At 39.5% G+C, this 24,667-nt stretch carries 23 protein-coding genes; 8 read left to right on the forward strand and 15 right to left on the reverse strand.

Going from position 1 to position 24,667, the window contains the following annotated elements; genetic code table 11:
- Nucleotides 1–4 precede the first annotated feature (4 nt).
- The 8 genes from QE382_RS16970 to QE382_RS17005 all read right to left on the reverse strand — a co-directional run bounded on the left by QE382_RS16970 (nucleotide 5) and on the right by QE382_RS17005 (nucleotide 11,590).
- On the reverse strand, nucleotides 5–1,003 hold the full coding sequence (locus QE382_RS16970) for a 4-hydroxyproline epimerase (RefSeq protein WP_307186957.1): 999 nt from the start codon (nucleotides 1,001–1,003) through the stop codon (nucleotides 5–7).
- A gap of 38 nt (nucleotides 1,004–1,041) precedes the next feature.
- On the reverse strand, nucleotides 1,042–2,499 hold the full coding sequence (locus QE382_RS16975) for an aldehyde dehydrogenase (NADP(+)) (protein WP_307186958.1): 1,458 nt from the start codon (nucleotides 2,497–2,499) through the stop codon (nucleotides 1,042–1,044).
- Between the two features lie 168 nt (nucleotides 2,500–2,667).
- The gene (locus tag QE382_RS16980; protein ID WP_307186959.1) at nucleotides 2,668–3,567 is read right to left on the reverse strand and encodes a dihydrodipicolinate synthase family protein; all 900 of its coding nucleotides are present in this window, start codon (nucleotides 3,565–3,567) and stop codon (nucleotides 2,668–2,670) included.
- A 428-nt stretch (nucleotides 3,568–3,995) separates the two neighbouring features.
- Nucleotides 3,996–7,091, reverse strand: a complete 3,096-nt coding sequence (locus QE382_RS16985) for an efflux RND transporter permease subunit (RefSeq protein WP_307186960.1) — start codon at nucleotides 7,089–7,091, stop codon at nucleotides 3,996–3,998.
- Nucleotide 7,092: 1 nt separating this feature from the next.
- Nucleotides 7,093–8,199, reverse strand: coding sequence for an efflux RND transporter periplasmic adaptor subunit (locus tag QE382_RS16990; RefSeq protein WP_307186961.1), 1,107 nt, complete (start codon nucleotides 8,197–8,199; stop codon nucleotides 7,093–7,095).
- Nucleotides 8,199–9,470, reverse strand: coding sequence for a TolC family protein (locus QE382_RS16995; protein ID WP_307186962.1), 1,272 nt, complete (start codon nucleotides 9,468–9,470; stop codon nucleotides 8,199–8,201). Before QE382_RS16995 ends, QE382_RS16990 begins: the two co-directional genes overlap by 1 nt.
- A 90-nt stretch (nucleotides 9,471–9,560) precedes the next feature.
- The gene (locus QE382_RS17000; protein ID WP_307186963.1) at nucleotides 9,561–10,907 is read right to left on the reverse strand and encodes a sensor histidine kinase; all 1,347 of its coding nucleotides are present in this window, start codon (nucleotides 10,905–10,907) and stop codon (nucleotides 9,561–9,563) included.
- Nucleotides 10,908–10,909: 2 nt separating this feature from the next.
- Nucleotides 10,910–11,590 carry a response regulator transcription factor gene (locus QE382_RS17005; protein ID WP_307186964.1) on the reverse strand — a complete coding sequence of 227 codons (681 nt, stop codon included), beginning with the start codon at nucleotides 11,588–11,590 and terminating at the stop codon, nucleotides 10,910–10,912.
- Nucleotides 11,591–11,920: 330 nt separating this feature from the next.
- Between QE382_RS17005 and QE382_RS17010 the strand changes: the two genes are divergently transcribed.
- Both QE382_RS17010 and QE382_RS17015 read left to right on the forward strand, forming a co-directional pair.
- Nucleotides 11,921–12,310: a helix-turn-helix domain-containing protein gene (locus QE382_RS17010; RefSeq protein WP_307186965.1), complete on the forward strand. Its 390-nt coding sequence runs from the start codon at nucleotides 11,921–11,923 to the stop codon at nucleotides 12,308–12,310.
- Between the two features lie 50 nt (nucleotides 12,311–12,360).
- Complete coding sequence (locus QE382_RS17015; protein ID WP_307186966.1) at nucleotides 12,361–13,116, forward strand: SDR family oxidoreductase; 756 nt, start codon at nucleotides 12,361–12,363, stop codon at nucleotides 13,114–13,116.
- A gap of 68 nt (nucleotides 13,117–13,184) precedes the next feature.
- Here the strand turns inward: QE382_RS17015 and QE382_RS17020 are convergent, their stop codons facing one another.
- Nucleotides 13,185–13,397, reverse strand: coding sequence for a hypothetical protein (locus QE382_RS17020; RefSeq protein ID WP_307186967.1), 213 nt, complete (start codon nucleotides 13,395–13,397; stop codon nucleotides 13,185–13,187).
- On the opposite strand from QE382_RS17020, the gene QE382_RS23605 reads away from it, so the two are divergent.
- Nucleotides 13,371–13,616 carry a winged helix-turn-helix transcriptional regulator gene (locus tag QE382_RS23605; protein ID WP_370877899.1) on the forward strand — a complete coding sequence of 82 codons (246 nt, stop codon included), beginning with the start codon at nucleotides 13,371–13,373 and terminating at the stop codon, nucleotides 13,614–13,616. The two genes, QE382_RS17020 and QE382_RS23605, sit on opposite strands and share 27 nt — an antisense overlap.
- Here the strand turns inward: QE382_RS23605 and QE382_RS17025 are convergent.
- From QE382_RS17025 to QE382_RS17035, 3 genes are all read right to left on the reverse strand, one after another.
- Entirely contained in the window at nucleotides 13,516–14,004 is a 489-nt protein-coding gene (locus QE382_RS17025; RefSeq protein WP_307186969.1) for a DinB family protein, read from the reverse strand. The two genes, QE382_RS23605 and QE382_RS17025, sit on opposite strands and share 101 nt — an antisense overlap.
- Before the next feature lie 566 nt (nucleotides 14,005–14,570).
- Nucleotides 14,571–15,986, reverse strand: coding sequence for a Gfo/Idh/MocA family protein (locus QE382_RS17030; protein ID WP_307186970.1), 1,416 nt, complete (start codon nucleotides 15,984–15,986; stop codon nucleotides 14,571–14,573).
- Between the two features lie 11 nt (nucleotides 15,987–15,997).
- Nucleotides 15,998–17,389, reverse strand: coding sequence for a 3-keto-disaccharide hydrolase (locus tag QE382_RS17035; protein ID WP_307186971.1), 1,392 nt, complete (start codon nucleotides 17,387–17,389; stop codon nucleotides 15,998–16,000).
- Nucleotides 17,390–18,063: 674 nt separating this feature from the next.
- On the opposite strand from QE382_RS17035, the gene QE382_RS17040 reads away from it, so the two are divergent.
- Both QE382_RS17040 and QE382_RS17045 read left to right on the forward strand, forming a co-directional pair.
- Complete coding sequence (locus QE382_RS17040) at nucleotides 18,064–18,549, forward strand: hypothetical protein (protein ID WP_307186972.1); 486 nt, start codon at nucleotides 18,064–18,066, stop codon at nucleotides 18,547–18,549.
- 506 nt (nucleotides 18,550–19,055) lie between these two features.
- Nucleotides 19,056–19,550: a hypothetical protein gene (locus QE382_RS17045; protein ID WP_307186973.1), complete on the forward strand. Its 495-nt coding sequence runs from the start codon at nucleotides 19,056–19,058 to the stop codon at nucleotides 19,548–19,550.
- 61 nt (nucleotides 19,551–19,611) lie between these two features.
- Here QE382_RS17045 and QE382_RS17050 read toward each other — a convergent pair whose 3' ends face one another.
- Nucleotides 19,612–20,721: an AAA family ATPase gene (locus QE382_RS17050; protein WP_307186974.1), complete on the reverse strand. Its 1,110-nt coding sequence runs from the start codon at nucleotides 20,719–20,721 to the stop codon at nucleotides 19,612–19,614.
- On the reverse strand, nucleotides 20,721–21,419 hold the full coding sequence (locus QE382_RS17055) for an RNA ligase family protein (RefSeq protein WP_307186975.1): 699 nt from the start codon (nucleotides 21,417–21,419) through the stop codon (nucleotides 20,721–20,723). The genes QE382_RS17050 and QE382_RS17055 overlap by 1 nt, the downstream gene beginning before the upstream one ends.
- Nucleotides 21,420–21,749: 330 nt before the next feature.
- Here QE382_RS17055 and QE382_RS17060 point away from each other — a divergent pair, with 330 nt between their 5' ends.
- Together QE382_RS17060 and QE382_RS17065 are read left to right on the forward strand one after the other, a co-directional pair.
- The gene (locus QE382_RS17060) at nucleotides 21,750–22,283 is read left to right on the forward strand and encodes a GNAT family N-acetyltransferase (RefSeq protein WP_307186976.1); all 534 of its coding nucleotides are present in this window, start codon (nucleotides 21,750–21,752) and stop codon (nucleotides 22,281–22,283) included.
- 164 nt (nucleotides 22,284–22,447) lie between these two features.
- Nucleotides 22,448–22,801: a hypothetical protein gene (locus QE382_RS17065; RefSeq protein ID WP_307186977.1), complete on the forward strand. Its 354-nt coding sequence runs from the start codon at nucleotides 22,448–22,450 to the stop codon at nucleotides 22,799–22,801.
- 327 nt (nucleotides 22,802–23,128) lie between these two features.
- Here the strand turns inward: QE382_RS17065 and QE382_RS17070 are convergent, their stop codons facing one another.
- Nucleotides 23,129–23,476 (reverse strand): winged helix-turn-helix transcriptional regulator, encoded by a 348-nt coding sequence (locus QE382_RS17070; RefSeq protein ID WP_293904149.1) that lies wholly within the window; start codon nucleotides 23,474–23,476, stop codon nucleotides 23,129–23,131.
- A 110-nt stretch (nucleotides 23,477–23,586) separates the two neighbouring features.
- Between QE382_RS17070 and QE382_RS17075 the strand changes: the two genes are divergently transcribed.
- Nucleotides 23,587–24,651, forward strand: a complete 1,065-nt coding sequence (locus QE382_RS17075; protein ID WP_307186978.1) for an NADH:flavin oxidoreductase — start codon at nucleotides 23,587–23,589, stop codon at nucleotides 24,649–24,651.
- The last annotated feature ends 16 nt before the right edge of the window (nucleotides 24,652–24,667 follow it).

Below are 24,667 nucleotides of genomic sequence, written 5' to 3' on the forward strand. Positions count from 1 at the left end.
TATATTAAATCACCTGAAAACCGCCAAAATAAGGATCTTCATCATCCAAAAAAATGGTATTATAACCCGTTATGCGTGCCCAGCCTTCGATCGATGGGACAATGGCCGGCCGACCATCCACGGTTGTCTCCGCTTCGATTTTACCGGTAAATTGCGAACCTATATAGCTTTCATGTATAAATTCGGTTCCTTTTTTGAGTTTTCCCTTTGCATACCACTGCGCCATACGGGCTGATGTACCAGTACCACATGGTGAACGATCCAGGGCATTATCTCCAACCAATACGGCGTTGCGTCCAGATGAATTAGAAAGCTTTGGATTGCCTGTCCATTGGATGTGGGTCAATCCATGTATATTGGCATCTTCGGGATGAACAAAAGAATATTTTTCGTTTAGCAACAGGCGGATTATCTTACCATAATGAATCAGTTGGCTCGCAGAATAGGAGCTAATATCATCAAAATTAGCCTGCGGATCGATAATGCCGTAGAAGTTTCCACCATAAGCAACATCAACGCTGATGTTACCTAGATCGGGGCAATCGACCGTTAGCCCTTCAGCATATAAAAAGGACTTGACGTTGGTAAGCTTCACGCTTTTCACCTTAGGTCCCTCTTGCTCATAGTCAATATGTACAAGTCCGGCCGGAGTTTCCAACCTCAATTTTCCGGGAACCTTAGGTTGAACGAGCCCCTCCTCAATGGCAATGGTCACGGTGCCTATCGTTCCATGTCCACACATTGGCAGACAGCCACTGGTCTCAATGTAAAGGACACCGATATCATTTTGCGGATCAAAGGGGGGATAAAGCATACTTCCGCTCATCATGTCGTGCCCTCTTGGCTCAAACATCAATCCCATACGAATCCAATCGTAGTCACGTATAAAATGTAATCTGCGCTCCATCATGGAATTTCCCGCTAATAACGGGGCTCCCCCGGCTACCAATCGCACGGGACAACCACAGGTATGCGAATCAATACAAAAAAAAGTTTTCTTCATTTCTGATTCCTTGTTGTTGATATGCTCATTTGTTTAAATTATGCTTTCGTCCATCGCTGATTGACCAAACGGTCAATTTGTAATGGATTTCCATCTTGCAATTCTTTCGGTAAAAATTCATTTGGCCAATTCTGAAAGCTAAAAGGTCGGAGGAAACGCTTTACCGCATCGGGTCCTACAGAAGTGAAACGCGCATCTGTGGTTGCCGGAAAAGGGCCACCGTGCTGCATGGCATATTGAACTTCTACGCCTGTTGGCATACCCTGAAACAAAAGCCTTCCGCATCTATCCTGTGCCAAGGCAAAAAGATTCTGACATTCGCGAATATCATGCGTCGATGCCGCAAAAGTGATGGTAATCTGTCCTTCGAGCTGCTCCATTACCTGTTTCATTTCGTTGAGATCCGCACAAGATATAATTAGTCCAAAAGGTCCAAAGACCTCTTCCAATAACTTAGGATTAGCCAAAACTTGGCTTGCCTCCGTTTCCACAAGTAGCGGCTGAGCAAAATCTTGCGCTTCATTATTCTGTCCCTCTTCCAATATACGGACAGCATCGTATTGAATCATTTGCTCTTTTAAACGGTTGTAGCTTTCCAAAATTCCTGCGTGCAGCATTTTGCCAGTGGTGGCAGCTTGAAGTTCTTTTTTCAACTCCGCTTTAAGATAATCCAGCTGTTCGCCTCCGACACTTACCAAAACACCTGGATTAGTACAAAACTGACCAACACCCAAAAGTAGTGAGGAAATATACTGCTTTGCAAATGCTTCAAAATTGTTAGCAAGGTAATCAGGTAAAAGAAAGACCGGATTTACGCTTCCCATTTCAGCAAATACCGGAATAGGATCGGGCCTTGACTGTCCGAGATCAAACAAGGCTTTCCCGCCATGAAAGGAGCCTGTAAATGCGACCGCCTTCACACAGCTATGGCGGACCAACTGCTGCCCCGTATCAAAAGAATCTGACACCACATGACTAAAAACACCATTTGAAGCACCATACATTGAAACCGCACGATCAATAGCGTCAGCCATTAATTGCGAGGTTTTAAGATGAGCAGGATGAGCTTTTACAATAACCGAACAGCCTGCACCAATGGCACTTGCTGTATCTCCGCCAGCAGTCGAAAAGGCGAAAGGGAAATTACTAGCGCCAAAGACGACAACTGGACCGAGTCCTTTGTTATATTTCCTTAAATCAAATTGGCCATTTGGATCCCGATCTATCCGAGCTTCACTGTATAAACCTGTGCGGACGGCATCGGCATACAGACGCCATTGATTGACGGTTCTCGCCTTTTCCCCTTGCAGTCTTCCCAAAGGAAGTGCCGTTTCCAGATGAGCTGTTTCAATCAATATTTCGCCCAATCCCTCAATCTCAGCGGCAATAGCATACATTAATTCCGCTCTTTCAGTGACATCAGTTTTCTGAAGAAACTGAAATCCAGTATCTGCCTGTTTTACGACGTAATCAATGTCATTTTGCGTTCTATCCATTCCTTTTGTTTTTATTGTAAGTAGTATCTTCAAAAATCAATAAAAACCTTCCCTATATTTCATCCCTTGTGGCTTGAATATAAATAAGAAGGTTCTTTCCGCCTATTATTAACAGACCTTAAAAAAGGAAATTTTCTGAACCTTCTTTCAGAAAGCTCAGAAATGTTCCTATAGTTGTGGTCTAGTTGCGATTGAATCTGCAATAATTTTTTTCACCCGTTGCTCTTCCTCACCAATCAATGGTAATCGAGGGGCGCGAGTATAGGGTGTTGAAATTCCTTCGGCTGTTGCAGCTAATTTAATATATTGGACCAATTTAGGGTGAATATCCAATTCTAATAAAGGCATAAACCAACGGTATATTTCTACGGCTTTGTTATACTCACCCGCCTTCACTAAATCGTACATAGCAACCGTTTCTTTAGGAAACGCATCGACCAATCCAGCCACTAAGCCATCAGCTCCCAACATCAAGGACTCGAGCCCCAACGTATCTACACCGGCCATAATCTTTAATCGATCACCAAAACGATTTTTCAATCGCGTGATATTGGTCAAATCGCGTGTAGACTCTTTCACCGCCTGAATATTTGGTTCTAACAATAGTTCCTCAAACATATCCAAGGATACATAAGTACTATAGTCAACAGGGTTATTATAGATTAAAATTGGCAGTTTGGTACTTTGCGCAACAGCACGAAAATAAGCGACAGCTTCTCTATCATCGGCTCTATAACGCATCGGTGGCAATAACATCAAACCATCTGCTCCTAATTCTTCACTGGTCTGAGCTACTTTGATCGCTGCAGCAGTTGTATTTTCTGCAATATTCAACAACACCGGTACACGCCCAGCGACAACTTTCAACGCATATGTCAATAAATCATACTTTTCTTCCGTACTCAAAACACTTGCCTCTCCCAACGATCCAGCGATAATCAAACCGTGAACACCTCCATCCAATTGTGCTTCAATGTTTTTACCAAACATATCAAAATCCAAATTTCCATTTTCATCAAATGGAGATAACATTGCAGGGTAAATTCCTTCCCATTTAAATTGTGCCATAGCGTATATTTTATTATTTCTTTATCACAAATCTATCTGAAATAAGATACACAGTCTTCTTATGAATTAATCAACACTGACCTAATATTGACCTTTTCCAGCAAAATCATCCATGACAAACCTGAAGAACGGCTTTTTACCTAAAATGGAGACATGAAACTCTTTTCAGCAGGAGATGTAGCTATTTTAAGATACAATTAGGTATGAACCACTTCAATGTAAGTTCAACATTTATAATAAGATTTACAAAAAATGGGCTATAAAAAGTACGTTTTCAATTCATAAGGGATGCGTCGGCTTTTATATGTCATTATTCCACGTTTTGAGCGTTCTTTATAACAATTACAACGATAGCGACTATAACCAACAAAGGTTGCACTGTCTGACAGGCAACCTTTGCATCGTATATAATAATTAAAAATGGGTAACTAATCGCGGCTCTCCTTTTTATATGCGTAATAAAAAACTATTGGTAATATTGAAAAGGACAGTATCATACACATAATCAATCCGCCCACAATCATGATAGCTAGTGGCTTTTGAATTTCGGATCCCATTCCATTGGAAAGCGCCGCTGGCAATAATCCCATTGCACCCATTAGAGCGATCATTAAAATCGGCCTTATACGGCTCTTCACAGCTTCATAAATAGCAGGCTTTAAACTCATTTTATGCAACAGATTTTCTTTCATAACCCCAATTAGAACAATACCGTCAATTGTCGCTACACCAAAAAGAATAATAAATCCAATGCCTGCCGAAATTCCAAAAGTTGTTCCGGTGACCCACAAGGAGATGAATCCGCCAATAAATGCAAAGGCGAGTGTCAGTGAAGATATCAGTGTATCTTTTACATTGCCAAAATTGGCATAAAGTAATAATAAAATTAAAATCAAAGAAATAGGAACGACATTCATCAACTGTTTGGTTGCGCGTTCTTTGCTTTCAAATTCGCCAGCCCATACCACTTTATAGGATTTAGGCAACTGAATATCCTTATCTATCTGCTTTTTTGCATCGGCAATAGTACTTCCCAAATCTCGTCCTTCAATGTTAAAACCAACGCCGATATAACGGGAATTACCTTCTCTATAAATAAAAGCCGGGCCGGTATGATAATCTATTGTTGCAATCTCCCGTAGTGGCACTTTCTGATCATTCATTGTCGGTATGATGATATTTCCTATCTTTTCTGGATTATCACGATATGATTTTTGGAAGCGTAGGCGAACATCAAAAATACGCTCATTTTCGTAGAAATGTGTAACAGATTGCCCACCAATAGTCATTTCGATAACAGACTGTACATCTTTGGTTGAAACACCATATTTAGCCATCTTTGAATCATGCAATTGGATACGCAACTCAGGAAGGCCTATATTTTTAAAAACATTGACATCTGTGATGCCATCCACCTTTTTAAGCGACTCTGCAAATTTATTAGCTTTATTTTCTAAATCTTGTAAGTTTTCACCAAAAATTTTGATCACTAGCGGGCTTTTTACTCCTGCAACATATTCCTCTACGTTATCTTGAATCGGCTGGCTAAAACCAAAGTTAATTCCAGGAAAAGTCTGTAGGCTGTCTCGCATCTGACCGATCAATTTCTCTTTTGACAGTTTACGTTTCCACTCACCCTGAGGTTTTAATTCAATATTGAATTCTATATTAAAAAAACCTGTTGGATCTGTTCCATCATTGGGGCGGCCTGTCTGCGTCATAATAAACTCAATCTCATCAAACTGCTTCATCAATTTTGTCTTCATCGTTTTGGTCAATTTGACCGATTCTTCCAGATTGACACTGTTGGGTAGAGTTGCACGAACATAAATTGCACCCTCATTCAGCTTAGGAAGAAACTCAGAACCATAGTGACTAAATCGAACAATACAAACTAACAACACACAGGCAAAAATTGATAACGTCCATTTTGGATGATCAAAAGCTTTCTTAAAACCTTTAAAAATGGCATTTCGACTAACTTTAGTGATCTTATTTTCATCCTCTTTGATATTTTTTTTCAGCAAGTATTTACACATGGCGGGCACATAGGTCAAACTCAGGATCAATGAACCTAACAAAGCATAACCGAGTGTGAAAGCCAATGGTGAGAACATCTTTCCTTCCACCTTTTGAAAAGAGAAGATCGGAGTCAACGCGACGATTAAAATCAACAGGGCAAAAAAGATATATCCGGCTACTGAACCCGCACTTTTTTTGATAATTCCTAACTTGGATATCTTATTAAAACGGGCTGTCCCAAGCCGATGTGCCTCTTTTTCCAGAGACACAAAAACAGTTTCTACAATGACTAGTGTACCCTCGAGCAGCAGTCCAAAGTCTAGGGCTCCCATGGAGATCAAATTGGCCGGCAATCCTTGAATCTTCAATAAGATGATTGCGAATAGGAAAGCTAATGGAATAACAGATGCTACGATAAAAGTTGTCTTCCAGTTGTTTAAAAAGATAAAGACGATAATCGAAACGAGCAGGACTCCCTCTATCAGATTTTTAGAGACTGTATGTACCGTATTGTTCACCAATTTCGTACGATCTATTACGGGTTCAATCTTGACATTTTCGGGTAAAATACGTTCATTCAATTCCGCTATTTTTTCTTTTAGCTTTGTCACCACTGCAGATGGATTTTCTCCCCTAAGCATAATGACAATTCCCTGGACAAGATCATCTTCTTGATTAAGACCTACCTGCCCGAGCCTAGGCTTGGCCCCTAATTCTACTTCTGCGACATGCTTGACTAGTATCGGTGTATTGCCCACCACTTTGATTAATATATTGCCTATATCATCGATTTTATCCAACAACCCAACACCTCGTACCACATAGGCCTGATTACCTTTTTGGATAACATCTCCGCCAACATTGATATTCGACCGCGATACGGCCTCATATACATCCAACGGCGAAAGGTTATAATTGGCCAATTCTGTTGGATTGATTTTTATTTCGTAAATCTTTTCCTCGCCCCCAAAACTAACGACGTCTGCCACGCCGGGCACACCCACGAGTTCCCGTTCAATCACCCAATCCTGAATGGCAGAAACCTCTTTAATCGGAAGATTACTCTTCACCACATAGCGAAAAATTTCTCCTGTTGCGCCAGACGGTGGTTCAATGGAACTTTCAGCGCCTTCTGGCAATTCAATAGAGCGCATTTTATTACCTGCATATTGCTGTGCGTAAAAGTCTGCTACACCATCTTCAAATTGAATTGTTACAACAGATAAACCAAATAATGATATCGAGCGAACATCCGTTTTCTTTGGAATCGTATTCATTTCTTTGGTGACTGGCAGTGTGACGAACTTTTCTATTTCCTCAGCACTGCGTCCCGGCCATTGCGTGATAATCCTAACCCTTGTATTGGTAACATCGGGAAAGGCTTCAATCGGTGTATGCAAATAGGCATATATACCGCCGAATAACAATGCCATCGTAAAAAAAAGGACGACCAAGGAGTGTTTCAATGAGAATGAAACAATATTTTGTACAACTTTCTTCATCCTATTTATTTATCAATTCATCAAATACAATCAGCTCATTTTCAGTCATCACCTGATCCCCCTCAGCCATTCCTGTTTTGACGAAAGCATAGGTTTCATTCTCAGCAACAATGTCTACTGGCTTTACAGCTAAATCACAATCATTCTTATAGAGAACTACAAAATTCTGATTGTTGTGAAGAATAATTGCATCTTTGGGTATGGCCAACATGTGCTCTTCCTGTCCAGAAACGGCTTTTTCTACCAACACATCTACACTCATGCCGGGCTTTAATCTCAAGTCTTTGTTTAACAATTTTATACGCGCTTTAACAACACGTTCATCTGGATCAAAAAAATTCGCTACTTGATCAATATACCCTTCAAAAGATTCTCCTTTATAAGCTAATGTTGTGATCTTGACTGGAGCACCATTTTTTACAAAAGGCAGGTTATTTGCATAAATATTGACCGAAACCCATACTTCATTCAGTTTACTAACCGACAGTAACTCCGTATCATCGCCAACTGTCATACCGGGGCTCACCTTTTTATCTACAATATAACCAGCTTTAGGCGCACGGATGTAAAACATACCGTTTTCTAATGATCCATTGAGCAGATTCATATTGGCCTTTACATTGCGAATTCCGATCTGTATGGCTTTCAGTTCACTGTCCATCTCTTCCAGCTCGCGTTGCGAAGCCATACCATCTTTCAGCAAGCTGTGCAGACTCTCCAATTTACGCTCCGTCAAGCGCTTACTATTTTCGAGCTCACGTAGCTCCTTTCCCAAATCATTGACTGACGTGCCCTTAAGCGATACAAGAATCTGTCCTTTCTCCACGTAGTCACCCATTTTGAACGAGACAGACTGTACGATACCGGGTATCGGACTCTTCAGCGCTGCCAGTTCATCCTGATCATATTGGATCACACCATTCAAAGCAATCTGTTCAGATACTGCCCTCTTCTTTATAGCATCAATTTTAATTTGGTTTTTGAAATCAGCACTAAGGCAGAAACCTTTGGTTGACGGGATAGCCTCCTCTTCATTCTTTGTTGACTGACATCCCCAAATTACACAGATGGACATCAAGGTTAATGGCATTAATAAGCTTCTTTTCATTAGACAATATCCTTTCCGATTAAATACATCAATTCTTCTTTATACTGTAGGTATTTGATCCTACGTTCCAATATCGATTCCTTATTTTCCATATAATTATTGATAAAGTCTATAAATTCAACAATGGTCAATCTTCGCTCTTGAAAATTTCGGACATAGCGCTCCAGCGCTACATCAAGATTATGATCAAAGCCTGTATTCATCGTTTTCAAACTCGCTTCGAGATTGGTCAAGCGCGCCGAAAGAAAATCAATTTCGCGTTCGATGTCGATACGAAATTGCTCGATTTCCACTTTATTTTTCTCAAGTTCCAGTTTAGCGATTTTGATATTGCCCTGATTCCGATTAAATAAAGGAAGATCCATGGCCACCCCCAACCCTACAAAATCACGCATAATATTTCCACCGCGGTCATAATTGATTGACACCTTCAAGTCCGGTATACGTTCTGCCTTTTCTATTTTCAGCTGAGCATCACTTTTTTTGAATTCGTTTTGGACGATTTTATAGTCGCTTCGATTATTAAGGGCCATCATTTTCCACTCCTGTTTTTTTTCCTGCAAAAAATGTGGCATGTCAATCGTATCTGCTATTGTGAGTGCGGCTCCCTTGTTCCCGAGGTATTGCGCAACCGCATTCATTTTTTCAATTTTCTCCTGTTGAATTTCATTCAATTTGTTCCCAAAAGCGATAGATTCGCTTTGAATCCTGAGGTAGTCCATCTCACTTACATTGCCTTCTCTCCATTGATTTTGATAAGACTGAGCCAATGTCTGGAAGATATTGACCTGATTACCGTATAACTTTTCTTTCTCCTGCAAGATCTGTAATTCGAGACACTGACTCCGAAGATCATATTTCATGTTCCGCAGCAATTCTTGGAACTGAAGCTGCGCATTCTCTTTTTCCAGCAGCTGCAGTTGCACCCGTTTCTTTCTTTTACCAGCCATTTCGATAGTCTGTTCCAATTCGACCGACACCTGTTGGTATTTACCGTAATTGCCGATCAGCGCTGGAAGCGATTCGCTGGAGGAATTTTTCCAAAGATTGACCTCAGAAATTGAGATCGTTGGATTGGGCCACAACTTTTGCTGAAGCACAGCTGCCTCGGCTTGTTGCATATGAAAACGTTGAGCCATTAAGTTCAGGTTATGGGTCAGGAAAATTTGTTCTATCTCTGATTTTTGTAAACGGTTTTCTCCGGCTTCCTGTGAAAATAGCTTACTATTCAGGCCTAGTAGTAGCAATAATGTAATCTGTAGTTTTCTCACCTAATTTTGAATTTCTACAAAACTAACTGGCGAGGATTACAGGTAACTTTAGGGAAAATTAAAGTTTGATTAGAAGAGATTAGAAAACGGTTAGAATTTAGGGAATAATAGCGATACCGTTGTACCCAAATCAGTTGAATGGATTTCAAAGTCAACCCCTTGATCTTTAAATACAATTTGCGCAAAAGAAAGACCTATACCGCTGCCCTTGACGTTACCGACATTGGAGCCACGATAAAAAGTCTGCTTCACAGACTCCAGTTCGGCAGCTGGGATGCCAATGCCGTGGTCTATAATCTGCAAAGACAATCTGCCATTTAAATTTGTCATTTTGACAAGTACTTCTTGACTATTTGCATATTTAAGTGCATTCTCTACTAAATTGGAGATAGAAAGTGTGACAAGCATCTTATTTCCCCAAAAATTAAAATATTGTGGTTCATCGACCTGTATATCAATCTTCAGAGGAGCAGTAAACGATCGCGAAAGCTTGGGCACGAGATCCCAAACCACCTCATCGATCCGAAAAAGCTCTTGGGAACGTTTCACGGCCTGATCATCTGTGAGTAAAAGAAAATTACCAATAAGCTGATTCAGAAAATTGACATGGTCGGTAATAGTTTCAGCCAATTCACGATATTCTTCTTCGCTTCTGACCTTCGTACCGAAGACCTCCATGGAGCCCAGGATTCCCGCCAAAGGCGTTCGGAACTCGTGTGAAACATAACTGACAAAATTCTTTCTAATAATCATATTTTCACTAATCCGCCGTAGGAGTGCATTATAACTTTCAATAAGATCCTGTAGTTCGTCCTTCGTTTTTATAGTTGTCAGAGGTTCCTGAATGGTGCTTAAATCCTTATGCTGAATTTCCTGGATTACTTTACGAATTGGGAGATAAGCATATTTACTCAGCCAAACCGACAATAAGGCGATACTGATTAATGCCACGAGAAACACAAAGACAAGCGTAATGAGCAAACGATTCAACTGATGATTAAAGTCTGCGCTCGACTCTTTGACAAACACAAAAAAATCGCCCTGATTATCGGGATAATACAACCCAAAATAAAAGCTGTCTGCTGTTTTAAAATAAACCGTTTTGTCTGTTTTCAGCTGTTGCAGCAAATCCTTATTAATTTGACTATCAAAACGCATACCGCCATAACTTACTTTTCCTGCAGCATTGTAAACAGCTACCATGGCACGTTTGACCAGGCTTTCATATTGATTTTTAGATTCCAGATGCTTTAGTGGGCTCTGTTCATCTGCCTCCAGGTAATAAATGCCGGCTATCTTTGCATTTTTTTCCAGCGAGCTTATTAGATGTCGTTCAGATGAACTATAAAACATCCAGTAAATGACTACTGTTGCAAGTGCGAAAATGATAGTGAATACCAACGTTGAAAAAAGTGTAAGCCGAATCTTTAAATTCATAATCAGTCCGTTGTAAGCATGTAACCGACGCCTTTGACTGTTTTGATAATAGACGTCTCACTACCGTCGTCGACCTTGCCCCTTAAGTAGGAAACATACACATCCACGACATTCGTATTGTTATCAAAATCAATTCCCCAAACGGCCTGCAGGATAGCGGTTCGTGAGAGTGTTTTATTTCGATTTTCGATCAGGTACTTGAATAGTTTAAATTCTTTGGGAGAGAGATCGATATTTTTACCATTCTTATGGACTTCATAGCGTTCAAGATCCACTTTCAAATCACGAATTTCCACGCTGCTGTCCTTTGATATGTTTTTATAATTATCACGGCGTACCAGGGCTTTGATACGGCTCACCAATTCCTTAAAGGAAAACGGCTTGACGAGGTAGTCATCAGCACCACTTTCCAAAGCCTCGACCTTATCTTCAATCTCTCCTAAAGCGCTTAAAATCAATATCGGAATATGATTTTTTCGATATCTGATTGTCTTTGTGAACTGTATGCCATCTATACCAGGCAACATGATATCAAGTACAATAATATCCAAAGAATCTACATTGATCCATTCACGTGCTGCTTCCGCAGATTCAACTAAAATGACCTGATGCCCCATTTCTTCCAAACCTTTCACAACAAAGCTGCTAATCCGACGATCGTCCTCTACTAAAAGTATCTGCATACACTACGCTGTTTATTTTTATGCGGGATTATAAAAATGATGAATTCCCTTCGGGATCTTACAAGTATACGAATTTACAATTTAATCGTTCGGTAATCCATAGTGCCCCCACTTTTTCAATCCTGTCCACTATAATTTTTATTGATACAGCACGATACACCATGCCGTCAAAGACAATTTGCCTACATAACGCTGTACATACTCTGCAATATGAAACAACAATCCGATAATGTGGCGGGGACTGCTGATCAACATTAATTAATTCGGGCATAAATATGGCGTGTAGTCTAAATTGGTTATATTTAACCTAACCATTCGAAAAGGATTAAGATGAATACAGCATTGCCTCCGAATAAGAAAAGAAGTGAAGAAATTACGATTCAATATTTTGAGTTCCTGGATCGTCATCTCGCAGAATTGATTAACGGAGTCAGCATAGAAATGTTTGAGCTTCAACATATTGCAAACACACTTTGCGTCTCACAAAAGCATCTTATCAAGATAATACAGGAAACGTCGGGAAATCACCCGTGCCATTTTTATGTACAAAAAATATTGACCTGTTCCAAGGACCTGCTTACCAATAGCGAGTTGACCATTTCGGAGATCGCAAGAACGCTGACCTACGACCCATCCAACTTCACCAAATTTTTTAAAAAATATGAGGGCATGTCCCCTTCGCAATTTCGTCAATTGCAAAAAGCGAAAAGTTCACCATAACAGAACCCTTAACATTTATGAAATTTGCTGTAATCAAAATTTAAATTATTATGGCAAGAAATGATGTAAAAGAAAAAGTTGTCCTTATTGCTGGTGGTGCAAAAAATCTGGGTGGATTATTAAGCCGGGATTTTGCAGCTAAAGGGGCAAAACTGGTGATCCATTATAACAGTGAAAACACCAAAAAAGATGCTGAGAAAACAGTAACGGCTGTAGAAGCCTTAGGTACAGAAGCATTACTAGTCCAAGCGGACCTAACCAAAATTGAGCATATCACGAAACTTTTTGATGCAGCCATTGATCGATTCGGAGGCGTAGATATCGCCATCAACACTGTCGGTAAAGTATTAAAAAAGCCAATTGTGGACACCACAGTCGAAGAATACGATAGCATGAGTGATATCAATTCAAAAGTTGCCTATTTCTTTATTCAGGAGGCAGGGAAAAAACTGAATGTAAATGGCAAGATCTGCACCATTGTTACCTCGTTATTAGCGGCCTATACCGGATTTTACTCGACTTATGAGGGACTGAAAGCTCCTGTAGAACATTTTACGCGAGCCGCATCAAAGGAATTCGGTGAGCGAGGTATTTCGGTTACAGCCGTAGCTCCAGGCCCAATGGATACGCCATTTTTCTACGGACAGGAAAGTGAGGATGCTGTTGCCTACCACAAATCTGCCTCAGCATTGGGTGGGCTAACGGATATAAAAGACATTGCGCCTCTGGTTGAGTTCCTTGTCACCGATGGCTGGTGGATTACCGGCCAGACGATTTTCGCCAATGGCGGTTATACAACACGGTAAACGACCAAGAGAAAGCATCCTAAAAGGGTGCTTTCTCATTTTTCCCACCGAAAGATAAACGAGCCTGCTTATTGATAAATTACAATTGCTCCAAAAAGCGAAGATAGTCCACAACGCCCTGTTCTATCCATTCGGCTCGAATCATTTTCTATTCCATAAAAGACAAACGGCTTTTGATAATCTGCTTTAACATAGTCAAAAGCAATTTCAAACGGACTTGTCAATTGTTCCGTAACGTATACGGAGATCAGAAAATGTTTACCCGATATTACCGAACGCATGCTGACGTACAGTTGTGCAAACTGGAAGATAGTGCAGTTGTAAAACGTACAGTACATGCTGAAGAGTCCGCGCGGGTCATGTATGAACTGACCGAGCTTTGTTATCAGCTCAGACCGATCAACGAGGAACTGGGGGAAGACAACGTGCCGTCACGAGCAATTGGCCAACGTGACGCTGCGCATGTTCTGCAGCATGGAACAACAGGCCAATCAATGTAGTGGGGATGCGCTTTCTTCCCAAAAAACGTTGCTCGCACAACGTATCCGGATCGATTAAAGTTAATTTCTGCAAAGATTGTCTAATCTGTTCATGTAAGTTTTCGACAAGAGATGCAGGACTAATATCGACATTTTCTTTGCCTTCTCTGTGGAGGTAATCAAATTGTTCGTCCGTTAGAGGTTTGTTTTCAGCATAAGTAAACATGCGATCGATAACCCCAATGATATGTTGTAAGTGAAAACCTATGCTGGCATTCCCACAGGGTCTTGTCCAGAGCTGTTGCGGGGACAACCGATCAGTATAGGTTGAAACATCCTCTGCAACCTGCAAAAGTGTATGTGCAACAGGCTGCAACAGATTGGGAATTCCCGCAATGGGCCCGCGCATCCACACTTCTAAATTTTCCATAGCTATATAACCTCTAATTTTCTTCTATTTATCCGCTGCTATATCCACCTAGCTAAATGTGTAAGTAAAAACAAGCTTTGATAAAGTAAAAATAATGACTTCTTTTAATTTGTTTAAAGAACAGCAAATTATTTTAAAATAAATTTGCATAGTGTAGAAAATACACTTACATTTGTATCATCATAATTTAGGTTTATAATTGGTTATTTAAGGTTTTCATTCTCCCCGTTTGAAAACCTTTTTTTATTTACACCATCATTATACGCTCAAAAACAGTATAGACTTTCTTCAGCATGTGCTACCTAGCGAATACGGACTGAAACAGACACCGGTATCCTGATATTATCACCAAGGGGCTCAAAAAGAGCCGATTTGTCTCAACTTACTTGAGATTATCATACTTTTCCAACTTTCCAGTTCTTTTACCAGCTCTTTTATATGCTGAGCAAGCAAATCGTACATTTTAGGAAAAACTTTTCATTTCAAACAGGAAAGGGCAATGTGTCTCATTGCCCTTTCCTGTTGTATACCCAATTACTAGTGTATTACATCTTGTAATATTGCTCCCAGCCTCTAGCAGGAGGAGGTCCGGCTAGAAGAGCATTGGCAAATTTATCATTGACAATTTCTTTTGTCTGTGTATTCAGTACCAATTTGCTATTTAAACGCTGTGCAATGACACCTAAACAAAACACTTGGCTCAAAGGGCCTGCAATTTCAAAAGCCGAGCGGGTCTTTTCTTCCCCTTTACAGCCTTTTAAGAAATTAGCGAAGTGGTTTGATGGTGATTTTGGCACTTCCGGTAACCGAGATTCCATTTCTTTAGCCCTGGGTTCTGGAATAATCTGCAGTGTACTGGCGTGCGAACCACCTTTAAATATCAAATCCTTTCCATAAATAATCTTTCCGGGATTTAATTTAGCGGGCTCTAATTTTCCTGTACTTGGTGGAGGGATATTGGGATCCAGTCCGGATACCCCATAGCCTTCGGGTATAGGTGGCAAATTATCCAAGCCGTCATACCAATTAATATCTACTGCAGGCATTTTTTTTCTTTTTGGAAAATGAAATTTTAAGGTGGAAGACATCGGAAAAAAATACGAATTATACCCATCTAGCTTTACCGCTGAGACTTCGGTCGGGAGTCCCAAATCTAAAAATTCATGTGCTGTATCCAATATATGTGCCCCCCAATCGCCCAAAGCGCCCATTCCGAAATCGTACCAACAACGCCATTGTCCATTGACAAAATCTTTATTATAATTGTGACCAATAGTCTGCATCTGCCAGAGATCCCAGTCTAGCGTTTCGGGTATCATCTCGGCGGCAGGAAAGCCCTTCATATTCACGTCCCAGCCATGCCATCTGCGCGGCATATTCATGTGCGCATCTATGCGTGTAACATCTTTAATAATACCCGCATCTTTCCAAGTTTTAAACTGAAAATAATTTGCTTCGGAGTGCCCTTGGTTTCCCATTTGGGTAGCAAGTTTTGGATTTTTCCGAGCTTTTTCTGTCATAAGTTCAACCTCAAGAAACGTTCTTGCCATTGGTTTTTCCACGTAAACATGTTTGCCCAAATCCAATGCAAGCATCGTTATTGCAAAATGAGAGAAATCAGGGGTTCCTATACTCACAGCATCGATCTGATTTCCCATTTTGTCAAACATCACCCTAAAATCCTTAAATTGAGGTGCGTCGGGAAACATACCCAATATCTCTTGTGTATGTTTAGCACCAAGATCCACATCACATAAGGCTACGATATTACAGAGTCCAGTCTTATAGAGTTCTTTAATGATTTCTGCTGCCCTATTGCCTAATCCTACGCATGCTAGATTAACACGTTCATTGGGTTTGGCCAGATTGACCTTTCCTAAGACACTGTTGGACAACATAACAGCTCCTGCAGCAATAACGGACTGTTTAACAAAGCTTCTGCGCGATAAATAATGATTCATAAAGAGTAGTCTTAATTGGGTGTATTGATTTTTATACTGCGAAAGGAGACCCGATCACCGTGGTCCTGCAAAAGAATAAAGCCTTCCTCGGCTTCGCCAAAGCTCTCCCAGTCTTTATATTTGCTGATTTGAACCAAATCTTTAAACGCTTTGGAGCCCCGTTCATAAGACAGCATTTTAATGCCATTCAAATAATGTTCAACTTTATTATCTGCTGTAACAACAACTCTACCCCTATTCCATTCACCGATCGGTCTGCGTGCACGCTCATCACGGTTGGATGTGATGAGGTCATATAGGGAGGCCAACGTACGGTTTCCATCCCTACCTAATTTCGCATCAGGGTGCAAAGCATCATCAAGCACTTGGTATTCCAAACCAATAGCCGATCCTTTTGATTTTTCTTTCAAGGTGACAAAATATTTCACACCACTATTTGCACCTGGACTAAGCTTAAATTCAAATGAAAGATCAAACACAGCATATTTATCTTTTGTGACAATATCTCCACCATTCGTTGATTCTCCACCATCAGATTTTAGCACAGTCATTTGTCCGTCCTTGACTTCCCACCCACGTTCTGGAAACTTATCGCTATGTATGCTACGCCAACCTGTATTGGTTTTACCGTCAAATAAGAGTTTAACACCCTTTTTCTTTTCAGCATCCACCACTTCATTGGGCTTGAGATTGACGATATATACATCTTTAGGAAAACCTTTTGGTTTAAGATCAGTTGTTTTTATTTTTACATTCTTAAAATAAACTTTCTTTCCATCCAATTGCGCCGGAATACTATGCACCTGAAGTCCGATAAACCCCGTTCTATCAATCGTATCAACAACGTACGACACTGGTATATCATTGACCCAAGTCAGCAGCTCATCGCCGATGGCCTCTATTCGGATATGATTAAATTGTTCTGCTTTATATGCTGTTTTTGCATTCTCATTTAAATCTAAGGGATAAATCCATCCGCGACGTGCTTCATCATATATTCCACCCGTCCACGCGCGCGCGGATGGGTCAATCTCTACTTGTCGTCCATATACACGCCCTCGTCCATCGTTGCCTTTTGGATCGAGATGGCTTCTAGTTTGGATACCTGAATTAGTTTCCTTTCCTTCAAGTTTAATATCAAGCTCCAATATGAAATCACCGTATTCTTTCTCAGTAATTAAAAAAGAATTGGGGGTACCCTTAGTCATTCGCCCAACAATAGCATCTCCCTCAATAGAATAGGGTGCTTTTCCTCCAACAGTTTTCCAGCCATTTAGCGTCTTTCCATCAAAAAGGTTTGTCCAACCTTTGTCATTACTCTTATCTGCCTGGGCATAGGCCAATACAACATTGCTGACCATAGCTGCCACTAAAACAGATTTAAATAGTGTATTTCTTCTCATTTTATCATTTAATCTTGAGTCTATCGACCCGGTTTATTTATTCATCATTGGTTTGTAAATCATAACAAGTTTTACCCCACATACATCCTAATTTAGGTATGGGCTATTCGTTTCAATTGAATTGAATTGGCAAAACAAGATATTAATTAATATAAGTGAAATGAACCAAATGATATGATTTATTTACGAAAACGTTTGAATCCATACAAAAGAAAGCTTGTTCCATTCCAAAGTAAAAGTGTTTAGGCTATATCGTTAGGTTAAAAGATGAAATGTAAAAAATCTCCTTAAATCACGCTTTTAGACTGTTCCTTTTGAGAGCTGACAACAAGTTTATTTAAACGTGGACGTGTTCCTTTGGTGTCAATATGCAAAGATGAAGCTAATCAGCAAGCTGCGTTCGCTATCGATTTCGTGCGCTGGAGGGCGAATTTGGTGATATGATAATCTTTAAGATGCGTAAATGAAAACAATCGGTAAAATATTTGGATAATACGAAAATTATACACAACTTTAAAGCACAAGCACCTGATCTAAAACAGGCTACAAATTAGTAGAGGAAATTTTTTATTTTAAAACGATGATTTTATCTTACAATCGATGATGGATAAAATTCTACATTAGTTTTTTTTGCAGAAAAACTTACTTAATGTACAAAAAGTAGCATACGAAATATGACAACCAACCTCATTAAGGTATATACAGTAGTTTCAAAAGAAGTAAGGGAAGATCCAGATTTGTTCACTAATCTCGAAGGTGTCTTCTCAACATATGAAAAAGCACAGGAATATATTGATCAGTTTTTTGGTAATGCTAAATATGGTTATCGCTCTATCATTACGACATATTTAGATCCTTTTCAAGAAGAAATCCAAAATAAAAATTCTTACTATAGCATTTCATCTCAATTAATAGGTTCGCATCTAGAGGTTGAGATTTGTAAAACATCTTTCGCGGTTGTTCTCTCGGAAGTTGAACAATTGCGCATCGATCCAGCAACTTCAGAAAAACCGCTTGAACTAAACCTGCATTGTTTTGCTGCTTCGGAAGAAAGTGCTGTGGAAAAATTCGAAAAATTGGTCTATGATTATGCAAGAGAGCACAACCTTCAATTCAGAATTAATCCCTTCCGTATTGCTGATTCGGACCAATGTTACTAGTCTTTTAGTTGCCGCTAATTTTAACCGCTCATTTAGCGGATTATTGTTTTTCGGATTTCACTTAGATATTCGGGTGTAAAGCTTAGAAATGATGCAATTAGATGTGGCGGAACACGTTGTGCAAAATGAGGTGCGTTTTTGTCCTGAAATAACCCATTATTTCCTCTAATTGGATCGGATATACATTGATAAATTAGGTTAGATGTTCTTTGAGATTTGCCAACATTATGTCAATTTATTCTACAAACAAAACTACTATTCATTTGACTAAAAAAGAAAGGTTCAAATCTATTTCAATGACCTTTAATTTAGAAGGACTGACAACATAAATAGATATATTGCGAATAATCACTCAACAGGTGCGAATAATAATTGCCGAGAGATTCGGCCGTTTTACTGCTTATATTTATAAAAAGTTACTAAAAATGGGTACAGAATAGAAAGAGCCGTTTTGCAGCAGATAATCTTCACCTATTTTTAGCAGCGTTTATATGCTTATAAAAATAATGATCAAAATTCATTTTAACAGCGGGAAAATTATCATAAGTATGGCGCTTTGTTTGTTCGCTATAGTCGTTACGCTTTATGCATGGTTACATAAAGATCTAATGTTAAAATTGGCTTCGACGGTGTGGGCACTAGCAGCAGCAAGCGTATTTCACCTCAGAATACAGCAAATAAACCGCTATCGAAAAGGGATAGCAGCACTCACGATAGGTCAAGACATGCTCGTAAACAACAGCGCATTAGAGCCCCAGCCAATTCCGTGGGCGGACATCGATTGTTTTGTAACCGGTTTATACCGAACATCTTCTATATTTATAAAATTAAAAGAATCTTCATTGCTACGAAAACAAAAAACAAGCCGTCTTATAAATCTCTTAAGCTTTATCGATCGTAATCTTATTACAAAGCCGGCTCATCTATGGATCGACATAGATGTGATCAATATCCGGGTAGAGGAGCTTGTTCCACTGTTAAATCAAAAATTGAAACAGTAAATAGGAATTGCTTATATCTTAACAAAGGATAATTTTAAGATACCCTTTGTTAAGATGCTATTTACGTTGTGAAATACTGAACTTCGTGAGCTTCTGTGAGCTGAGGAACATCCAAACTACCGAGCATTTTATCTAAGACTGCATCAGGTAATGGATATTCCCGATCTCTATTCTGTGTTCGCCATACCTGATAGGGTTTTTCGATATACAATAATTTAACATAGGCTTGGTAGCCAACAAAAAGATCGATCAGCTGCTGACGCATTTGGGAAGTTATATTCGTGGCATTCCAGATAAAATCCTGTCCACAGCGCAAATATTTTTTTGCCTGTTCTTTTGCTTCTTGTATGACCCATCCATTTTTCTTTTTATCAGTGGGATCAATTCGATATTTGCGTCTGATATCATCCAGGCTAATAATGGGCATATCTGCATTCATTTTTTGAATGTGATAGTCTTTACCCATTCCGGGCAGCCCTGAAAGCACGATAACCGTCGATTTAAATGTATCAAAAGGAACATAATCGACGTAGTTGTCATTTCCATTAAAATAGGTAAATTGAGCATTTTCTGTTAAGAAGGGACGAGGCCCATTCCAGCAGCCAACCTCCTTGCTATACAGTTCAAACATATCCAACGCATAAAGCAGTGCGTCCAGATCGCGACAATATCTACCTTTAGCATCTGCTTCAGCCAACAGTTTGAGCTGACTCATATTTACAGCGAGCGAAGCCTCTAGGGCGCTTTTCATTGGATCAGCTTTTTCCATAAGCCATAATGGCAAACCATGGTAACGTACCAAAGACACAATTTGTTCGCGTATGGCGAAAGGAGTCTCCACATCACGAAACAAAATCTCCCGCGTGGTTTTCGCTCCTTTTTTAGCGTGATTTGGCGAACTGATACGGCCATCTGATCCGATAATGGTGGTGGATCTTTTTTCAACATCATGCAACAAGGCCGAAGCCCAGATCAACTCCTGTTTTTGCAGGTTCAGCTTTTGGTATTCAGGTAGCTCTTGAAGCTGCTGAAGAACCAACTGTGTATGAATTGCTACATTTCCTTCTGCATGATGCCAAGGATCCTGCTGTACCTTTTCCATATCCTTTACCCAAGAGAATTTATTCTCTAACGTCGACCAGTCCTTATCTACTGCTATTTTCCATTCCATTAATCATCCTTCCTTTCCCAAACCATTTTTGTTCTGCGCCATGATTTTGTCCAATGTTCATCAGTCTGCACATGTCCTTTTCTGACATATTTAAAGACGTTGTGCTGAAATTTGCCAACAGGATATGCGTCGACATTCCTACATACCACCCCTTCCATCGTACACATATGTCCCGTTTTAGCATCAACAGATCCGAACACGGAGGGCTGTGTGGCCAAATTTTCGACTGAAAGTTGGAGCTGCTGTTCTGACATATTCTTTACATTTTCAAGTTTTAAAACAGGTACCATGGGCAAATCAAATAAACTAGCGTAAAATGTAACTTCTTCCCAAGAAAGCCATTGATCTTTAATTCGAGCAGCAAAAACATAGTAATAGTGCTCTAGTTTCCGATATTCGATTGAATGTACCGCATAAAGATTTTCACCAAAAAACTCCAAATCATGCAGATCATTTTTTAATCTGGTCCAATATTCCCTTAACTGAGCCGTCCATGGCGAAGTAGTTGGGGCTGCATGAGATCGCGCAAATACCCCCCTTTGTGAAAGACAGTTGTTTTCACCATCTAATTTTTCTGTATACAACAGTTGATGGAAGGATTGTATATCCGTCCAATAATGCTGATTAAAACGATCGTCGCTGTTTGTTCCCGGAGAAAAGGGAAAATGGTAGGTACGACCATATTTTGTTGAATCCATTTTTAAAATTTAAGTCCATACTAAAAAATTGAAGACATAGGAATAGAGTAGTCAAATCAGATAAACCCCGTTGATTACTTTCTCCCTCAATATCGACAATGCATTACATGGCTTTACGTTTTAAAAATTGATAACATGAATGATCTACAGCTGCAAAATTATAAAATTTATTTCAAAAATTTAAGCGAAAATGCTATCGATCCTAGAAATACGAGTGTAGATGAACACCAAGGAGTAATGTTATTCGTTTGAAATTTAGGAGAATTATTACATTTGCCAACAATCACATAACTTACAATTTCTTTTAACCCCAATTGAGGACTTAATCAAATGAAAGATTTCCCCCAACTAGAAACAGAACGACTTATTCTCAATGCAATTACTGCTTCTGATATTCCACAGATTGTCGACTATCTTCAAGATAAAGTATATTCGGACTTTACATCAAATATTCCTTATCCATATCGAAAAGAAGATGCTGAATATTGGCTTAAATTAGCAGAAGAAGCATATATCAATCGTAAAGGTTTTACATTTGCTATCCGAAACAAAGAGAAAAAACTGATTGGCGCGATCGGATTACACGATGAAGGCTCGGATAAGGCTGAACTGGGATACTGGATTGCTATTCCTTATTGGAATAAAGGTTATGTCACTGAAGCCGCAAAAGCAATCATTGACTTCGGATTTAAAGAACTGCATTTTAACAAGATTTTTGCGACCTACTTCCCACATAACCCCGCTTCGGGAAAGGTCATGGGAAAAATAGGTATGGAAAAAGAAGCGCTATTGAAACAGCATCTAAAAAAAGATGGAAAATATTATGATATTCCATTATACTCTATTTTCAATACCGAAAGATAAAACAAGTATTCGTGAATAAAAAAATCAAGTTCCGCTCGGATTATACATTTCCTTTAACCATTATTTTTTGCGGCAGTACCCTTATTCTTCCTGTATTAATTTCAAGGTATTCCATGACTACATTCGGTATACTATGGGAGATTTGCTGTACGTTTATAATACTTATGGCAGTTTGGAAATTTGAGCACTTTGAAATATCTGAAGATATACTTACTAAAGTAAATTTTGGTGGATTATATCGAAAGGATTTAAACCTGCGCTATATAATCAAATACAAAAAAAAAGTAACTGATATGAATCATTTTCGGAACCCATTTAATATCATAAAGTTATTCTGTAGAGACGAAAAATATTTTAAATTCAGAACCATAAAAATTTATACAACAAATAATTCGACAATGGTAATAAATGAAAAAAATATGTATAGTGAAGATTTTAAAAAATTACAGCATATCATTAAAACTTACCAAAAACAGTATGGTAAGCGTCAACATAAAATGCTTCTGGAAAATGACTAAATTTAAAGAACTAAGATTATTAAGGATAAAATATTGAAATATTCGCATTCGCTGGGAGTAATTGTTCCACTTTGATCAACAAACAGCTGGTCAAATTTTACTTAAAAGTTTCGATGAACACCAGATTAATTTGATCAATTTGAATGAGTATGACATACCAGTTTTTTCCGTCAATCTGGAAAAAGATGGATTCTTACTGGAAGGATGCTAATAGGCCAAGTTACATACATACACCTTCGCATAGTAATTATTTGCTATCTATCAGGCAGGGATTAAGACAAACTCGGTACAAAAACAGTAATTCGCTATTTACTTTTTACGCGCTCCTTACGCTATTAATTCGGGTAATTCTGGCTCTTCGTAAAAGGATTCGTTCCATTTAGCCAATTGGCACATAATAGGAATTAAGGCTTTACCTTTCTCAGTTAAAGAATACTCGACGCGTGGTGGCAGTTCCTTATATTCTTCTCTAAGAATAACACCATCCTCTTCCAATTCTTTTAATGAGCTGGTCAGAACCTTGCGGGAAATGTTTTCTATCAGCGCATCGAGCTGACCAAATCGGGCTTTCCGATCACGCAGTGTATAAATAATGACAGGTTTCCACCTCGTACCTAAAATTGCCATCGAGCGCTGCATCGCACAAGAACAGCTTTTAAATTCAGTCCTTTTCATTTGATATTTTGGGAATAGTTACACAAAGGTAACTAGTTTATACCAATAATAGTTACAAATATACACTATTTAAAATATCTTTGTGAAGATTTACAATTTAAACAAGAAAAATGAGCATACAAACACTTTTTAATCCCTTTGAATATAAGAATTTAAAATTGAAAAACCGCTTTGTCATGGCACCAATGACGAGAGCATTCTCTTTGGACGGAATTCCCGATAGCGCCGTAGCTGGTTATTATGAGCGGCGTGCTGCTGGTGATGTCGGTTTAATCTTAACAGAGGGTACAGTGATCGAAAGACCTTCTTCAAAAAATTTAAAAGACATTCCCAATTTTTATGGTGATCAAGCTTTAAATGGCTGGAAGAATATTGTTGATGCTGTTCATAAGAAAGGCGGAAAAATAGCCCCTCAAATATGGCATGTCGGTTATACCCCAATGCAATGGACGCCGCCTGCAGCATTTGAGAGTCCGGATACGATGACATTGGCTGATATAGAAGCCACCATACAGGCATACGCTGCTGCAGCCAAGTCTGCGAAAGATCTCGGCTTTGATGCTTTTGAAATCCATGGTGCCCACGGCTATTTGATCGATCAGTTTTTTTGGGAAGGAATGAATCATCGCACTGACGAATTTGGAGGCAAAACGATTAAGGAGCGTTCTAAATTTGCTGTGGAAGTTGTTAAAGCCATGCGGAAAGCTGTAGGACCGGATTTTGTGATTATCCTGAGATTATCACAATGGAAACAACAGGACTATACGGCCAAGCTTGCTCCTACCCCTGCTGCAATGGAAGATTGGATCCTGCCATTGACGGATGCCGGTGTCGACATTTTCCATGGAAGCCAACGCCGTTATTGGGAAGCAGAATTTGAAGGCAGTGATTTGAATTTCGCCGGCTGGCTTAAAAAGATCTCCGGACAACCCACAATCACAGTTGGATCTGTAGGCCTTGATAAAGACTTTGGCGACGTATTTACAAACTCCGAATTCAAATCTTCACCTGCGTCGCTAGACGAATTGGTCCGTCGGTATGAGCGTGGCGACTTTGACCTTGTTGCCGTGGGAAGGGCTCTCTTACAAGATCCAAATTGGGTAAAGAAAGTACAGGCCGAAAAATACAACGAACTGTCCACTTTTGAAGCGAAAAGTTTAGCGAGCCTGTCGTAACAGAGGAGCAATAACC

It is taken from the genome of Sphingobacterium zeae, assembly GCF_030818895.1.
GTDB lineage: Bacteria > Bacteroidota > Bacteroidia > Sphingobacteriales > Sphingobacteriaceae > Sphingobacterium > Sphingobacterium zeae.

What these genes read in the sequence shown, in the direction of transcription:
- QE382_RS16970 (WP_307186957.1), bottom strand. Translation starts at nt 1,003, where the DNA reads ATGAAGAAAACTTTTTTTTGTATTGATTCGCATACCTGTGGTTGTCCC.
- QE382_RS16975 (WP_307186958.1), bottom strand. Translation starts at nt 2,499, where the DNA reads ATGGATAGAACGCAAAATGACATTGATTACGTCGTAAAACAGGCAGAT.
- QE382_RS16980 (WP_307186959.1), bottom strand. Translation starts at nt 3,567, where the DNA reads ATGGCACAATTTAAATGGGAAGGAATTTACCCTGCAATGTTATCTCCA.
- QE382_RS16985 (WP_307186960.1), bottom strand. Translation starts at nt 7,091, where the DNA reads ATGAAGAAAGTTGTACAAAATATTGTTTCATTCTCATTGAAACACTCC.
- QE382_RS16990 (WP_307186961.1), bottom strand. Translation starts at nt 8,199, where the DNA reads ATGAAAAGAAGCTTATTAATGCCATTAACCTTGATGTCCATCTGTGTA.
- QE382_RS17000 (WP_307186963.1), bottom strand. Translation starts at nt 10,907, where the DNA reads ATGAATTTAAAGATTCGGCTTACACTTTTTTCAACGTTGGTATTCACT.
- QE382_RS17005 (WP_307186964.1), bottom strand. Translation starts at nt 11,590, where the DNA reads ATGCAGATACTTTTAGTAGAGGACGATCGTCGGATTAGCAGCTTTGTT.
- QE382_RS17010 (WP_307186965.1), top strand. Translation starts at nt 11,921, where the DNA reads ATGAATACAGCATTGCCTCCGAATAAGAAAAGAAGTGAAGAAATTACG.
- QE382_RS17015 (WP_307186966.1), top strand. Translation starts at nt 12,361, where the DNA reads ATGGCAAGAAATGATGTAAAAGAAAAAGTTGTCCTTATTGCTGGTGGT.
- QE382_RS23605 (WP_370877899.1), top strand. Translation starts at nt 13,371, where the DNA reads ATGTTTACCCGATATTACCGAACGCATGCTGACGTACAGTTGTGCAAA.
- QE382_RS17020 (WP_307186967.1), bottom strand. Translation starts at nt 13,397, where the DNA reads ATGCGTTCGGTAATATCGGGTAAACATTTTCTGATCTCCGTATACGTT.
- QE382_RS17025 (WP_307186969.1), bottom strand. Translation starts at nt 14,004, where the DNA reads ATGCGCGGGCCCATTGCGGGAATTCCCAATCTGTTGCAGCCTGTTGCA.
- QE382_RS17030 (WP_307186970.1), bottom strand. Translation starts at nt 15,986, where the DNA reads ATGAATCATTATTTATCGCGCAGAAGCTTTGTTAAACAGTCCGTTATT.
- QE382_RS17035 (WP_307186971.1), bottom strand. Translation starts at nt 17,389, where the DNA reads ATGAGAAGAAATACACTATTTAAATCTGTTTTAGTGGCAGCTATGGTC.
- QE382_RS17040 (WP_307186972.1), top strand. Translation starts at nt 18,064, where the DNA reads ATGACAACCAACCTCATTAAGGTATATACAGTAGTTTCAAAAGAAGTA.
- QE382_RS17045 (WP_307186973.1), top strand. Translation starts at nt 19,056, where the DNA reads ATGATCAAAATTCATTTTAACAGCGGGAAAATTATCATAAGTATGGCG.
- QE382_RS17050 (WP_307186974.1), bottom strand. Translation starts at nt 20,721, where the DNA reads ATGGAATGGAAAATAGCAGTAGATAAGGACTGGTCGACGTTAGAGAAT.
- QE382_RS17055 (WP_307186975.1), bottom strand. Translation starts at nt 21,419, where the DNA reads ATGGATTCAACAAAATATGGTCGTACCTACCATTTTCCCTTTTCTCCG.
- QE382_RS17060 (WP_307186976.1), top strand. Translation starts at nt 21,750, where the DNA reads ATGAAAGATTTCCCCCAACTAGAAACAGAACGACTTATTCTCAATGCA.
- QE382_RS17065 (WP_307186977.1), top strand. Translation starts at nt 22,448, where the DNA reads ATGGCAGTTTGGAAATTTGAGCACTTTGAAATATCTGAAGATATACTT.
- QE382_RS17070 (WP_293904149.1), bottom strand. Translation starts at nt 23,476, where the DNA reads ATGAAAAGGACTGAATTTAAAAGCTGTTCTTGTGCGATGCAGCGCTCG.
- QE382_RS17075 (WP_307186978.1), top strand. Translation starts at nt 23,587, where the DNA reads ATGAGCATACAAACACTTTTTAATCCCTTTGAATATAAGAATTTAAAA.